The organism is Actinoplanes xinjiangensis, assembly GCF_003148685.1.
In the GTDB taxonomy this organism is placed as follows: domain Bacteria; phylum Actinomycetota; class Actinomycetes; order Mycobacteriales; family Micromonosporaceae; genus Actinoplanes; species Actinoplanes xinjiangensis.
In genome coordinates this window covers 233,616-246,783 of sequence record NZ_QGGR01000014.1, presented here as the reverse complement: position 1 = coordinate 246,783, position 13,168 = coordinate 233,616, and the positions used below count along the sequence as shown (strand labels likewise).

Sequence of the window (13,168 nt, the reverse complement as noted above, 5' to 3'; positions counted from 1 at the left end):
CATGAATCACATCGCGCACTGGATCGGCGGCGCCGAGACCGCCGGCACTTCGGGTCGGGTCGGCCCGGTCTTCAATCCCGCCACCGGCGAGCAGATCGCCTCGGTCGATCTCGCGAACGCGGCGGAGATCGACGCGGCGGTCGAGGCGGCGAAGGCGGCGGCCCGGGGCTGGCGGGAGGCCTCCCTCTCGAAGCGGTCGGCGGTCCTGTTCAAGTTCCGTGAGCTGCTCGCCTCGCGCACCGGCGAGCTGTCCGCGATCGTCACCCGCGAGCACGGCAAGGTCCTCGCCGACGCGGCCGGCGAGGTGGCCCGGGGCCTGGAGAACGTCGAGTTCGCCACCGGCATCCCGCACCTGATGAAGGGCAACTTCTCCGAGCAGGCCGCGACCGGCGTCGACGTCTACTCGATCCGTCAGCCGCTCGGTGTGGTCGCCGGTATCACCCCGTTCAACTTCCCGGCGATGGTTCCGCTGTGGATGTGCGCCACCGCGATCGCCTCGGGCAACGCGTTCGTGCTCAAGCCCAGCGAGAAGGACCCGTCGGCCGCGCTGTGGCTGGCCCGGCTGTGGCAGGAGGCGGGCCTGCCGGACGGCGTGTTCACCGTGGTCAACGGGGACAAGGAGGCGGTCGACGCGATCCTGGTGCATCCGGACGTCGCGGCGGTCAGCTTCGTCGGCTCGACCCCGATCGCCAGATACATCTACGAGACCGGCACCTCGCACGGCAAGCGCGTGCAGGCTCTCGGCGGCGCCAAGAACCACATGATCGTCCTGCCGGACGCGGAACTCGACGCGGCCGCCGACGCGGCGATCAGCGCGGGTTACGGCGCGGCCGGCGAGCGGTGCATGGCGATCTCCGTGGTGGTCGCGGTCGGCGAGATCGCCGACCCGCTGGTCGAGGCGATCGCTGCGCGACTTCCCAAGATCAAGATCGGCGACGGTACGGACCCCGCCTCCGAGATGGGCCCCCTGATCAGTGCCCAGCACCGGGACAAGGTCGCCGGTTACATCGAGGCCGGGGCCACGCAGGGCGCGACGGTGGTGGCCGACGGCCGTGCCGACGACCTGCCGAAGGACGGCTTCTTCCTGGGCGCCACGCTGCTCGACAACGTCACGCCGGAGATGACCGTCTACACCGACGAGATCTTCGGGCCGGTGCTGAGCGTCGTCCGGGTGGACACCTACGCCGAGGCGCTGCAGCTGGTCAACGACAACGAGTACGGCAACGGCACCGCCATCTTCACCCGGGACGGCGGCGCGGCCCGGCAGTTCCAGTTCGACGTCAACGCGGGCATGGTCGGCGTGAACGTGCCGATCCCGGTGCCGGTGGCCTACTACTCGTTCGGTGGCTGGAAGGCGTCGCTGTTCGGCGACACCCACATGTACGGCCCGGACGGCATCCACTTCTACACCCGCAGCAAGGTCGTCACCTCCCGCTGGCCCGACCCGGGAACCTCGTCGGTCGACCTCGGCTTCCCGCAGACTCGTTGAGGATGAATTCGTGAGCACTGAATCGCAGGTGCGCGCCGACGACCGCGCGCACGTCTTCCACTCCTGGTCCGCGCAGGGCCTGATCGACCCGCTGCCGATCGAGAAGGCGCTGGGCAGTCACATCTGGGACTACACCGGCAAGAAGTACCTCGACTTCTCGTCCCAGCTGGTCAACATCAACATCGGGCACCAGCATCCCCGCCTGATCGCCGCCATCCAGGAGCAGGCCGGCCGGCTCGCCACCATCGCGCCGGCCTTCGCCAACGACAAGCGCGGCGAGGCGGCCCGGATGATCGCCGAGATCGCCCCGGCCGACCTGAACAAGGTGTTCTTCACCAACGGCGGCGCCGAGGCGAACGAGAACGCGATCCGGATGGCGCGGCTGCACACCGGCCGGCACAAGGTGCTCGCCACCTACCGCAGCTATCACGGCTCGACCGCCACCGCGATCACCGCGACCGGCGACCCGCGGCGCTGGCCGAACGAGCCGGTGGCCATCGGTGTCGTGCACTTCTGGGGGCCGTACCCCTACCGGTCGCCGTTTTATGCGCAGAACGAGGCGGAGGAGAGCCGCCGCGCTCTCCAGCACCTGCGCGACACGATCGTCTTCGAGGGCCCGGCCACCGTCGCCGCGATCCTCCTCGAAACCGTCGTCGGCACCAACGGCATCCTGGTCCCGCCGCCCGGCTATCTGGCCGGCGTACGGGAGATCTGCGACGAGTTCGGCATCGTCTTCATCGCCGACGAGGTGATGGCGGGCTTCGGCCGGTGCGGCGAGTGGTTCGCGGTGGACCGCTGGGGTGTCGCCCCCGACCTGATCACCTTCGCCAAGGGCGTCAACTCCGGCTACCTGCCGCTGGGTGGCGTGGTGATCTCCGACGAGATCGCCGAGACGTTCCGCGAGCGGGCGTTCCCGGGCGGTCTCACCTACTCCGGGCACCCGCTGGCCTGCGCCTCGGCGGTGGCCAGCATGCAGATCTTCAAGGACGAGGGGATCGTCGAGCACGCCCGCGCGCTCGGTGACGACATCATCGGCCCCGCGCTCGCCTCGATGAAGGCCCGGCACCCGAGCGTCGGCGACGTTCGCGGCCTGGGCGTGTTCTGGGCGATCGAGCTGGTCACGAATCAGGACACCAGGGACCCTCTGGTACCGTTCAACGCCGCCGGGCCCGCCGCCGCACCGATGAACGCGGTCGCCGCGGCCTGCAAGGAGCGGGGCCTGTGGCCCTTCGTCCACTTCAACCGGCTCCACGTCGTGCCGCCGTGCACGATCACCGCGGAGGAGCTCCGCGAGGGCCTGGAGATCATCGACGAGGCACTCACGGTGGCCGACGGATTCACCGCATAAAACCCCGGATTACGTTGCTGAAACGGGGTCGGATCTTCTGATTCCGTTTCGGCTTTGGAAATTACTTCGGATTCCCTTGCTAGCTCACTCGCCGGTGTGACAAGGTCCCTCCAGTCCGGGTGAGAACGCCCTACACCGGAAGGCCAAATCCCTGTGAGCACCTCTGTTCCCGTGCTGCGCAACTTCGTCGCCGGGGCCTGCACCGGTACCGAGGACGGCGTCACGTCCCCGGTGATCGACCCCAGCACCGGGGAGACGTACGCACAGGCCCCGGTCTCCTCGGTGCGGGACGTCGAGAAGGCGGTGGCCGCCGCCGCGGAGGGTTTCGAGGTCTGGCGGGACAGCACCCCGGCCGAGCGGCAGCGGGCGCTGCTGCGGATCGCCGACGCGGTCGAGGCACGCGCGGACGAGATCATCGCGGCCGAGGTCCGCAACACCGGCAAACCGGTGGAGGCGACCCGCGCCGAGGAGATGGGCCCGATCCTCGACGAACTGCGCTTCTTCGCCGGCGCGGCGCGGGTCCTGGAGGGTAAGGCCGCGGGGGAGTACCTGCGGGACCACACCTCTTTCGTACGCCGTGAGCCGATCGGCGTCTGCGCCCAGATCACCCCGTGGAACTATCCGATGGTGATGGGGGTGTGGAAGTTCGCTCCCGCCATCGCGGCCGGCAACTCGGTGGTGCTCAAGCCGTCGGACACGACCCCGGTCAGCACGCTGCTGCTGGCGGAGATCGCGGGCGAGTTCCTGCCGCCGGGTGTGCTCAACGTCGTCTGCGGTGACCGGGACACCGGCCGCGCCCTGGTCACGCACCCGACGCCGCAGTTCGTGTCGATCACCGGCTCCACCCGGGCCGGCATGGAGGTCGCCTCGGCGGCCGCCCCCGATCTCAAGCGGGTGCACCTGGAGCTGGGCGGCAAGGCGCCGGTCGTGGTCTTCGACGACGTCGACATCGCCGCCACCGCTGCCGCGGTCGCCGGCGCCGGCTACTTCAACGCCGGTCAGGACTGCACCGCCGCCACCCGGGTCCTGGTGCACGAGCGGATCGCCGCCGACTTCACCGCGGCGCTCGCCGAGGCGGCCAGGGCGACCAGGGTCGGCGCGCCCAGTGACCCGGACGCCTTCTTCGGCCCGGTCAACAACGCGAACCAGCTGGACCGGGTCACCGGCTTCCTGCACCGCACCCCCGACCACGCCGAGGTCGTCACCGGTGGGCACCGCGTCGGCGACCGCGGCTACTTCTTCGCGCCGACCGTCGTGGCCGGCCTGCGCCAGCGGGACGAGATGATCCAGGACGAGATCTTCGGCCCGGTCGTCACCGTGCAGAGCTTCACCGACGAGGACCAGGCCGTCCGCTGGGCCAACGACGTGCGGTTCGGGCTGAGCGCCAGCGTCTGGACCGAGAACCACGGCCGGGCCATGCGGGTGTCCCGCCGGCTGGACTTCGGCGCGGTCTGGATCAACACGCACCTACCCTTCGTCTCCGAGATGCCGCACGGCGGCTACGGTCACTCCGGTTACGGCAAGGATCTCTCGATGTACGGGTTCGAGGAATACACCCGTATCAAGCACGTGATGAGCTTCAATGGCACCCCCGCGCAGAGGTGATAGATGACCAGTTCCCCCTCCACGCCGACCGCACAGCCGGCGATCGAGTTCGCCAGCGTGCGCAAGGACTACCTGTCGCACGGTGAGGCGGTGCCCGCCGTCAAGAGTCTGGACCTGGCGATCGCACAGGGGGAGTTCTTCTCGCTGCTCGGCCCATCCGGCTGTGGCAAGACCACCACGATGCGGATGATCGCGGGCTTCGAGGACCCGACCGCCGGCAAGGTGTTCCTCGCCGGTAAGGACGTGACCGGCGTCGCGCCGAACAAGCGTGACGTCAACATGGTCTTCCAGTCGTACGCACTGTTCCCGCACCTGACCGTGCAGCAGAACGTGGCGTTCGGCCTCGAACGCAAGAAGGTCGGCAAGAGCGACATCAAGCGGCGTGTCGGTGAGATGCTCGAGATCGTCTCGCTGACCGGCATGGAGCGCCGCCAGCCCAGGGAGATGTCCGGCGGCCAGCAGCAGCGGGTCGCGCTGGCCCGGGCGCTGGTCAACCACCCGCGGGCGCTGCTGCTCGACGAGCCGCTCGGCGCACTGGACCTCAAGCTGCGCCAGCAGATGCAGATCGAGCTCAAGCGCATCCAGCGCGAGGTCGGCATCACCTTCGTCTATGTCACCCACGACCAGGGCGAGGCGCTCACCATGAGCGACCGTATCGCCGTGATGAACAGCGGCCTGATCGAGCAGCTCGGCTCGCCGCGGGACATCTACGAGCGCCCGGCCACCCGGTTCGTGGCCGGCTTCATCGGCACCTCCAACATCATCGACGGCCGCGTCAGCTGGTCCGATCAGGGCTACGCGGTCCTCGAGAAGGGACCCGGCGAGCGCGTCGTGGTACCCGTACCGGCCGGTGTCGCCGTGGGCCGCGACATCGAGGTCTCGGTCCGGCCGGAGAAGATCGACCTGCACCGGACACTGCCCGGCAACGTCAACGGGAGCCTCCTTTCCGGCACCGTCACCGAGGTCGTCTATCACGGGACCTCGACGAATTACACAGTGGCGACCACCGCTGGAAGCGACTTCGTGGTGTTCGATCAGAATGCTCACGATGCAGAGGACGTCGCGTCTCGTGGCGAGCGCGTCTTCCTCACCTGGGCCCCGCAGCACTCGTACCCGATCGGAGTCTGATGTACCCCACCGATAAGCCGAGCCCCTCCCTCCTGCGAGGCATGACGCAGTCGCGGCTCGGTCGCCGTGACGCGTTGCGCCTCGGCGGGTTGTCGGCGATGGGCGCCTTCCTCGCCGCGTGTGGCGTGGAGGGCAAGGGCAAGCCGCAGGCCAGTATTGCCCCCGACGCCGTCGCGAAGTTCTGGAGCGGCAAGACCCAGTCCGGCAAGCTGGACTTCGCCAACTGGCCGCTCTACATGGACCCGAAGAAGCCGGAGCTCAAGAAGTTCACCCAGAAGACCGGCATTCAGGTCACCTACGACGAGGTCATCCAGGAGATGGGCCCCTGGTTCGCCAAGGTCCAGCCGCAGCTGTCGGCCGGGCAGTCGATCGGGTACGACCTGATGGTCATCACCAACTCGGTCCAGTTCGGCCAGTTCCGCGACTCCGGCTTCCTCGCTCCGCTGGACCACTCGAAGCTGCCCAACTACGCCGCCAACGCGGCCAAGTCGTACGCCACCTCCTCGTACGACCCGGGCAACGTCTTCAGCATCCCGTACGCGTCCGGCATCACCGGCATCGCGTACGACCCGTCCAAGATCAAGGAACCGGTCACCAGCCTCGCCGACCTGTGGAACCCGAAGTACAAGGGCAAGGTCGGCATGTTCAAGGACCTCCAGGAGCTGGCCAACTTCGGCCTGCTCGCGGCCGGCCTCGACCCGTCCAAGTCGGACGAGACCTCGTGGAAGGCGGCGGCCGCCAAGCTCAAGGAGCAGAAGGACGGCGACATCGTCCGCAACTACTACGACCAGAGCTACGTCGATGCGCTCGGCAAGGGCGAGGTCTGGATCACCCAGGCCTGGTCCGGTGACATCTTCCAGAAGAACGTCTCGGACGGCACGAACTTCAAGTTCGTGATCCCGTCCGAGGGCGGCACCATCTGGACCGACAACATGGCCATCCCGGTCACCGCCGCGAACCCGGTCGACGCGATCACGCTGATGGACTTCCTGTACGAGCTGGACAATGCCACCACGCTCGCCGAGTACATCAACTACGTGTGCCCGGTGCCCGGCGCCCAGGCCCAGATGAAGAAGCACGCGGCCGCCGCGTCCGGTGAGGACAGGGACTTCCTGCTCTCGGTCGCCGACAGCCCGCTCGTCTTCCCGGGTGACGCCGAGTACAAGCGGCTGCACTACTACGTCAACTTCAACACCGCGGAGGAGAAGAACGACTTCGAGCGGGTGTTCCAGCCGATCGTGCTCGGGTAACCCATGGACCGGGTGAAACGTACACTCGCGCCCTATCTGCTCGTCCTGCCCGGCGGGCTGTGGCTCCTGCTGTTCTTCGCGGTGCCGATGGTCACCATGCTGTCGTTGTCGCTGCAGGAGGGCGACGTCGTCAACGGCTTCGTGTTCACCGGCCACTGGCAGAACTACACGGAGTCGCTGGCGGACTATCAGACCCAGTTGATCCGCTCGCTGGTGTACGGCGCCATCACGTCGATCATCCTGATCGTGCTGGCGTTCCCGGTCGCCTACTGGATCGCCTTCTACGGGGGCCGTAGGAAGGCGACGTACCTGTTCCTGATCATGCTGCCGTTCTTCGTGTCGTTCGTGCTGCGCACGATCTCGTGGCGGATGCTGCTCACCGACGACGGCGTGCTGCTGCATCCGTTGAAGGCCGCCGGCATCCTCCCGGACGGCTTCAACGTGCTCGGCACGTCCGGCGCGGTCATCGCCGGGCTGGTGTACAGCTTCCTGCCGTTCATGGTGCTGCCGATCTACGTGGCCCTGGAACGCATCGACCCGCGGGTGGTCGAGGCGGCCCGGGACCTGTACGCCTCCCCGATGACCTCGTTCCGCAAGGTGATCTTCCCGCTGGCGCTGCCGGGCGTCTTCGCCGGCGTGCTGATGACCTTCGTGCCGGCCAGCTCCGACTACGTCAACTCGGAGCTGCTCGGCAGTTCGGAGACCACCATGATCGGCCAGGTCATCCAGGCCAAGTTCCTGTCCAACTCCGATTACCCGTCGGCGTCGGCGCTGTCGTTCACCCTGATGGCGGTGCTCCTGATCGGGGTCTTCTCCTACGCCCGGATGCTGGGCACCGAGGACGTCATGAAGGTGGCGGCGCGATGAACGGCCGGCGCGTCCTGCACATCTACACCTGGGTGCTGATCGCCTGGCTGATCCTGCCGATCTCGGTGATGATCCTGTTCGGGTTCAACAACCCGAGCGGCCGGTACAACCAGACCTGGCAGGGTTTCACGTTCAAGTGGTACAAGGACGTGTTCGCCCTCGAAGCGCTCACCGAGGCCCTGGTGACGTCGCTGATCGTCGCGGTGCTCACCGCGCTGATCGCCGGCGCGCTGGGCACCGGCATCGGCTATGCGCTGGGCCGCTTCCGCTTCCGCGGGTCCGGCGGCCTCAACCTGCTGATGTTCGCCGCGATCTCCTCGCCCGAGCTGGTGATGGGCTCGTCGCTGCTGAGCCTGTTCGTCTCGATGGGGGTCAGCCCCGGCGTCGTGACGATCACGATCGCCCACGTGATGTTCTCGGTCTCGTTCGTCGCGATCGTGGTCCGGGCCCGGGTGATGACCCTGGACCGGTCCCTGGAGGAGGCGGCCGCCGACCTGGGGGCGACCGGCTGGTCCACCTTCTGGAAGGTGATCTTCCCGATCATCCTGCCGGCCGTGGCGTCCGGCGTGATGCTCGCGTTCGCGCTCTCCATCGACGACTTCGTGATCACCAACTTCACCGCGGGAACCACCGAGACGTTCCCGCTGTGGATCTGGGGTGCCACCCGTGTCGGCCTGCCGCCGCAGGTCAACGTCATGGGCACGATGATCTTCGCGGCCGGCGTGCTGTTCGCGGTCGTCGCCAACCTCCGCTCGCGGTCGAAGCGGAAGGTCGCGGCCGCGGCCTGAGAGACCCGGTGTGTGCGGTCCGGCGCGGTCAGCGCCGGGCCGCATGCCATTCCCGGCGTCGCCGCTGCTGACGCCACAGCGATCGTACGAACAACGCCGCCACCAGCAGCGCCATCACCGCCCCCGCGGCCCAGGTCAGCACGGACGTCACCTTGAACGGCACGGTCGGCCGGTCCGCCGAGGCGCCACCGAGCCAGATCCGCCCGTCGTCCTCGACCGTCCCGGCCATCGAGTCCGCCACCGTCGACGGCAGCCCACCCCACCGGCTGCCGAACGCGGCGGCCCCCACCTCGCTGCGCGGCGACTGGGAGAAATCCACCCCGCCGTAGATGTAGGTGTGGGTCTCGATCACGGTGCCCAGGGCCGTCTCGCGGGTCACGTCGAACTCGCCGTCGGTGTACGACTTCACGTACCTGTCGAACACCTCCCGCGGCTTCCACCCGGTCCGTGACGGCCACCGGCTCACGTCCCCGCTGTTCACGATGTCGGCGAACGCGGTGTTGCGGTTCGTGCTGCGCTGCCGGTACCACTCGGCGGCCACCCGGCTCAGGTAGACCCGGCGCAGCTCGGCGTACTCCGGGGCGGTGTTCACCGCCTCCTGCACCTTCGTCAGGATCTGGCTGCGGAACACCTCCGCGTTGTGTTTCTCGGTCGCCTCGTCACCCGGCCTGCACCCCGCCGCGGCGCCCTCGGCGGCGTCCCCACCGTCGAAGTACTCGGTCTCCGACTTGACGATCAGCGGCGCGTCCACGATGTAGAGCCCGCCGTCGTGTTCGTGCACGGTGGCGGTGTCCGGCACGATCCACTGCCGGAACGACAGGCACGTCTGCTCGTCGTCGGTGTTGCGCAGCGAGTCCCAGAACCGCTGCCCGCCCGTGGCGTCCGGGTGGATCAGCTTCGCCACCGTCTTCTTCATCTGGAGGTCGGCCTCGAGCAGCACCCGCCCGGCGTCGGTGGCGCCGAGCCGTTCCTCGATGATCCGGTCCGGCTCGTTCGGGTTCAGGTTGACCCAGAAGTGCTCGGGCCGCAGGGCCATCCACACGAAGAACGCGTCCGACGCCTGCTGTGCCGCGGCCAGCCCACCCCACGACAGTTGCCCGTCGGCCGTGGGCTCCGCCGAGAACGAGTACTTCAGCCCGGCATCCCCGGCCGTCGGATCCGCGATGTACCGCAACTCGAGCGTGCTGAAGTCGATGCCCCCGGTGTCGTCGGGCATGTCCTCGGGGTCCGCCCAGTCGTCCGCGAGTTCCCGGCTGACCTTGCGGTCCTCCTCCGCCTCCGCCTTCGTGGCCGGAACGCCGGCCAGCGCCCGAACCAGGCCGCCGTCCGAGGCGGCCTCACCCGGTGCGGTCATCACCTCGGCGCCACCGCCGTCGTCCTTGGGCTGCGGATCCGGCTTCGCGGCCTGGCCGGCGGGGGCCGGCGGGTTCGCTCCGGGGGTCGGTGGTGGCACCGGAACTCCCTCCGCCTGGATCACGAACACCTTGACGCCCGCCCTCTTGAACGCGGCCGCCTCCGCGCGTGTCGGCCGTTCCGACACCACTTGGACCTTCGCGACCCGTTCGGACTCGGGAAGCGTCTTCTCCCGCTCGTTCTCCGAACCGTCCTTATCGAGCTGGCTTTTCTTGATCTTGCTGGCGCCGGCCTTGACCTCCAGGCCGAGCCGGCACTGGACGGTCAGGATCAGGAAGTCCCAGTCGCGCCGGACCGGGCTCTTCGGTACCCGGGCCTGGCTGCGCCAGCCGGTGCTGCCGCTGAGCCCGAGAAGGTCACGCACGAGGTTCTCGAAGGCTTCGCCCTCGTGGACGTTGGACTGGTTGCGGATGTACCGGTCGCGCCACTGCTCCCAGGTCAGGGTGCCGTTGCCGGCCTGGTACTTGTACCAGCGGGCGATCATGCGCTTGCGGCGGATCTCGTGGGCGAGCGTCGGGTCGGTGACCTTCGAGGGATCGTACTTCTTGTGTTTCGTGCCGATCTTGCGCATCTGGGCGAGGGTGGGCTCGGACTCGTAGCTCAGCCATCCGGCCGGATCCTGGTATTCGAAGGTCCGGGGTGTCGCGCCCGCGGGGAACTCGAAGATGTCGGAGTCCGAGTCGAGCACGTTCGACCAGTCGAAGGGGGCGCCGGGCACCTCGGGACACCTCTGGTTCTTCTTCGGTGCCGCCCAGCCGGACGCCGGCGCGAATCCGGAGGCCACCACCAGCAGTGCGGCGAGGATCGCTGCCAGAGCCGCGCGCAACAACCGCCGCATGTCCACCTCACTGGTCCGCCGGAGCATCCGGCCGCCAGGGTAGTTTCCGCGGGCAAATATGTGAATCGGTCTATGTCACTCGCGGTAGAGCGTTAGGGCCCGGCGGAGATGGCCTTCGGCCTCGTCGGGCAGATCGGCGATCTCGAGGGCGGGAACGATCACGCCGTCCCCCGGGGGTGCCGGCCGCACGAAGCGATGGCCGTCCAGCGCGTTGCGGCGGCCCGGTGTGACGGGCCGGAAATACCAGGAGCCGGTGCCGACCCGGATCAGCGTCTCGCCCAGATACCACTCCGCCAGCTCGGGCGGGATGGCTCCACCTGCCCGCGCGATCCGCTCCAGGGCGTCCAGTGACTCCTCGGAGAAATCCCAGGTCTCCGTGCGCGTGGCCGACCAGGTGGCGAAGGCGGCCCGCCGGCCGGCCAGCCAGTGGGTCAGTTCGGCGACCGGAGGCTCGGGTGCCCGGTCGACGCCCGGAGTCGCCTGTTTCGCGGGCTCCCACCCGGGATCGTCGGCCCGTCGCCGGGCCACGGCCGTGGCCACGCGCTCCGCCACCGCGGCGAGACCCGCCGGCGGCAGCGGTTCGAGCGGTAATCCGGGCAGGTCCAGCGCCTCGTCGAACCGGATCGCCAAGGGGTGTCCCTCAGTGGACACCCACCGGCCGCCGCCGATCCGCATCAACGTCTCGCCCGCGTAGGCCCGGGCGCCGCGCTCGAAAGACCCGTCATCGCCGCGTTCGGCGATGAGCCGGTCCAGGGCGGTGAGCGAGGCGGCGGAGAAGTCGAACGGGAAGTCCGCGGGAAGGTCCTGGAAATCCTCCAGATTGCCGAGCAGGGGATGGACGCCCTGCACCCAGTCCGAGTCGTCCTCCAGCGGCACGATCCTCACCATCGGGACATTGTAAATCCTACGGAAATAGTGGCTGGCTGTCTTGTGCGCAACGGAATCCGTGGGCAGTATCGGATCAACATCCTGAACTAGTGGGAGAGATACCCGTGACAGACCGATCCCCCGCTGACGTGGACGCACTGTCCGACGCCGCCCGAGACCACCTCTGGATGCACTTCACCCGGCTCTCGGCGTACCAGAACGCTCCGGTCCCGGTGATCACCCGCGGTGACGGCTGTTATGTCTGGGACTCCGCCGGCCGCCGCTACCTGGACGGTCTCTCCGCCCTGTTCGTGGTGCAGACCGGGCACGGCCGTCAGGAGCTGGCCGACGCCGCCGCCAAGCAGGCGGCCGAGCTGGCCTACTTCCCGATCTGGTCCTACGCGCACCCGAAGGCGATCGAGCTGGCCAAGCGTCTCGCCGACCTGGCGCCCGGCGACCTGAACCGGGTCTTCTTCACCACCGGCGGTTCGGAGGCCGTCGAGTCGGCGTGGAAGCTGGCCCGCTCCTACTTCAAGCGCGTCGGCAAGCCGCTCAAGACCAAGGTCATCTCCCGCGCCGTCGCCTATCACGGCAGCTCGATGGGCGCCCTGTCGATCACCGGCATCCCGCCGTTCAAGCAGGACTTCGAACCGCTCGTGCCGAGCACCATGCGGGTGCCGAACACCAACTACTACCGCCGCCCCGACGAGGACATGACGCCGGAGCAGTTCGGGCTCTGGGCCGCCGACCGGATCGCCGAGATGATCGAGTTCGAGGGCCCGGACACGGTCGCCGCCGTCTACCTGGAGCCGGTGCAGAACGCCGGCGGCTGCTTCCCGCCGCCGCCCGGCTACTTCCAGCGGGTCCGGGAGATCTGCGACGAGTACGACGTGCTGCTCGTCTCCGACGAGGTGATCTGCGCGTTCGGCCGCCTCGGCGAGTACTTCGGCGCCGACCGGTACGGCTACCAGCCCGACATCATCACCGTCGCCAAGGGCCTGACCTCCGGTTACGTCCCGCTCGGCGCGATGATCGCCTCGGACCGCCTGGCCGAGCCGTTCCTCACCGGCACCAACTGGTTCGCCCACGGCATCACCTACGGCGGCCACCCGGTCGGCGCCGCGGTCGCCCTGGCCAACCTCGACATCATGGAACGGGAAGGCCTCAACCGGCACGTCCGCGACAACAGCCCGCTGTTCCGCTCCCACCTGGAGAAGCTGCTCGACCTCCCGATCGTCGGCGACGTCCGCGGCGACGGCTACTTCTTCGGCATCGAGATGGTCAAGGACAAGACCACCAAGGAGACCTTCAACGCCGACGAGTCCGAGCGCCTGCTCCGCGGCTTCCTCTCCCAGGCCCTGTTCGAGGCCGGCCTCTACTGCCGCGCCGACGACCGCGGCGACCCGGTGATCCAGCTGGCGCCGCCGCTGACCGCGACCCAGACCCAGTTCGCCGAGATCGAGCAGATCCTCCGGTCGGTCCTGACCGAAGCCCAGAACCGCCTCTGAAACCCTTTTCTCGTACGGCTACCGAAAGCACCGTTCCCTACCGCGCGACGCGGCCGGCCGGTCCCGG

At 68.5% G+C, this 13,168-nt stretch carries 10 protein-coding genes; 8 read left to right on the top strand and 2 right to left on the bottom strand.

Features of this window, described 5'->3' with window-relative positions; all coding sequences use genetic code 11:
• The first annotated feature begins 1 nt into the window (after position 1).
• From BC793_RS29155 to BC793_RS29125, 7 genes are all read left to right on the top strand, one after another.
• Entirely contained in the window at positions 2 to 1,489 is a 1,488-nt protein-coding gene (locus BC793_RS29155; RefSeq protein ID WP_109598293.1) for a CoA-acylating methylmalonate-semialdehyde dehydrogenase, read from the top strand.
• A 10-nt stretch (positions 1,490 to 1,499) separates the two neighbouring features.
• Entirely contained in the window at positions 1,500 to 2,837 is a 1,338-nt protein-coding gene (locus BC793_RS29150; protein ID WP_203896156.1) for an aspartate aminotransferase family protein, read from the top strand.
• Positions 2,838 to 2,990: 153 nt separating this feature from the next.
• Complete coding sequence (locus BC793_RS29145) at positions 2,991 to 4,442, top strand: gamma-aminobutyraldehyde dehydrogenase (protein WP_203896155.1); 1,452 nt, start codon at positions 2,991 to 2,993, stop codon at positions 4,440 to 4,442.
• A 3-nt stretch (positions 4,443 to 4,445) separates the two neighbouring features.
• Positions 4,446 to 5,570, top strand: a complete 1,125-nt coding sequence (locus BC793_RS29140; RefSeq protein ID WP_109598287.1) for an ABC transporter ATP-binding protein — start codon at positions 4,446 to 4,448, stop codon at positions 5,568 to 5,570.
• Between the two features lie 41 nt (positions 5,571 to 5,611).
• Positions 5,612 to 6,820 (top strand): polyamine ABC transporter substrate-binding protein, encoded by a 1,209-nt coding sequence (locus BC793_RS29135; protein ID WP_239169951.1) that lies wholly within the window; start codon positions 5,612 to 5,614, stop codon positions 6,818 to 6,820.
• Between the two features lie 3 nt (positions 6,821 to 6,823).
• Positions 6,824 to 7,687, top strand: a complete 864-nt coding sequence (locus BC793_RS29130) for an ABC transporter permease (RefSeq protein WP_109598283.1) — start codon at positions 6,824 to 6,826, stop codon at positions 7,685 to 7,687.
• Positions 7,684 to 8,475 (top strand): ABC transporter permease, encoded by a 792-nt coding sequence (locus tag BC793_RS29125; RefSeq protein WP_109598281.1) that lies wholly within the window; start codon positions 7,684 to 7,686, stop codon positions 8,473 to 8,475. The genes BC793_RS29130 and BC793_RS29125 overlap by 4 nt, the downstream gene beginning before the upstream one ends.
• A gap of 28 nt (positions 8,476 to 8,503) precedes the next feature.
• Here BC793_RS29125 and BC793_RS29120 read toward each other — a convergent pair whose 3' ends face one another.
• The gene (locus BC793_RS29120; protein WP_109598279.1) at positions 8,504 to 10,753 is read right to left on the bottom strand and encodes a hypothetical protein; all 2,250 of its coding nucleotides are present in this window, start codon (positions 10,751 to 10,753) and stop codon (positions 8,504 to 8,506) included.
• Between the two features lie 48 nt (positions 10,754 to 10,801).
• On the bottom strand, positions 10,802 to 11,614 hold the full coding sequence (locus BC793_RS29115; RefSeq protein ID WP_109598277.1) for a hypothetical protein: 813 nt from the start codon (positions 11,612 to 11,614) through the stop codon (positions 10,802 to 10,804).
• Between the two features lie 104 nt (positions 11,615 to 11,718).
• Between BC793_RS29115 and BC793_RS29110 the strand changes: the two genes are divergently transcribed.
• Positions 11,719 to 13,101, top strand: coding sequence for an aspartate aminotransferase family protein (locus BC793_RS29110; RefSeq protein ID WP_109598275.1), 1,383 nt, complete (start codon positions 11,719 to 11,721; stop codon positions 13,099 to 13,101).
• The last annotated feature ends 67 nt before the right edge of the window (positions 13,102 to 13,168 follow it).

What these genes read in the sequence shown, in the direction of transcription:
- BC793_RS29125 (WP_109598281.1), top strand. Translation starts at nt 7,684, where the DNA reads ATGAACGGCCGGCGCGTCCTGCACATCTACACCTGGGTGCTGATCGCC.
- BC793_RS29155 (WP_109598293.1), top strand. Translation starts at nt 2, where the DNA reads ATGAATCACATCGCGCACTGGATCGGCGGCGCCGAGACCGCCGGCACT.
- BC793_RS29130 (WP_109598283.1), top strand. Translation starts at nt 6,824, where the DNA reads ATGGACCGGGTGAAACGTACACTCGCGCCCTATCTGCTCGTCCTGCCC.
- BC793_RS29140 (WP_109598287.1), top strand. Translation starts at nt 4,446, where the DNA reads ATGACCAGTTCCCCCTCCACGCCGACCGCACAGCCGGCGATCGAGTTC.
- BC793_RS29120 (WP_109598279.1), bottom strand. Translation starts at nt 10,753, where the DNA reads ATGCTCCGGCGGACCAGTGAGGTGGACATGCGGCGGTTGTTGCGCGCG.
- BC793_RS29135 (WP_239169951.1), top strand. Translation starts at nt 5,612, where the DNA reads ATGACGCAGTCGCGGCTCGGTCGCCGTGACGCGTTGCGCCTCGGCGGG.
- BC793_RS29115 (WP_109598277.1), bottom strand. Translation starts at nt 11,614, where the DNA reads ATGGTGAGGATCGTGCCGCTGGAGGACGACTCGGACTGGGTGCAGGGC.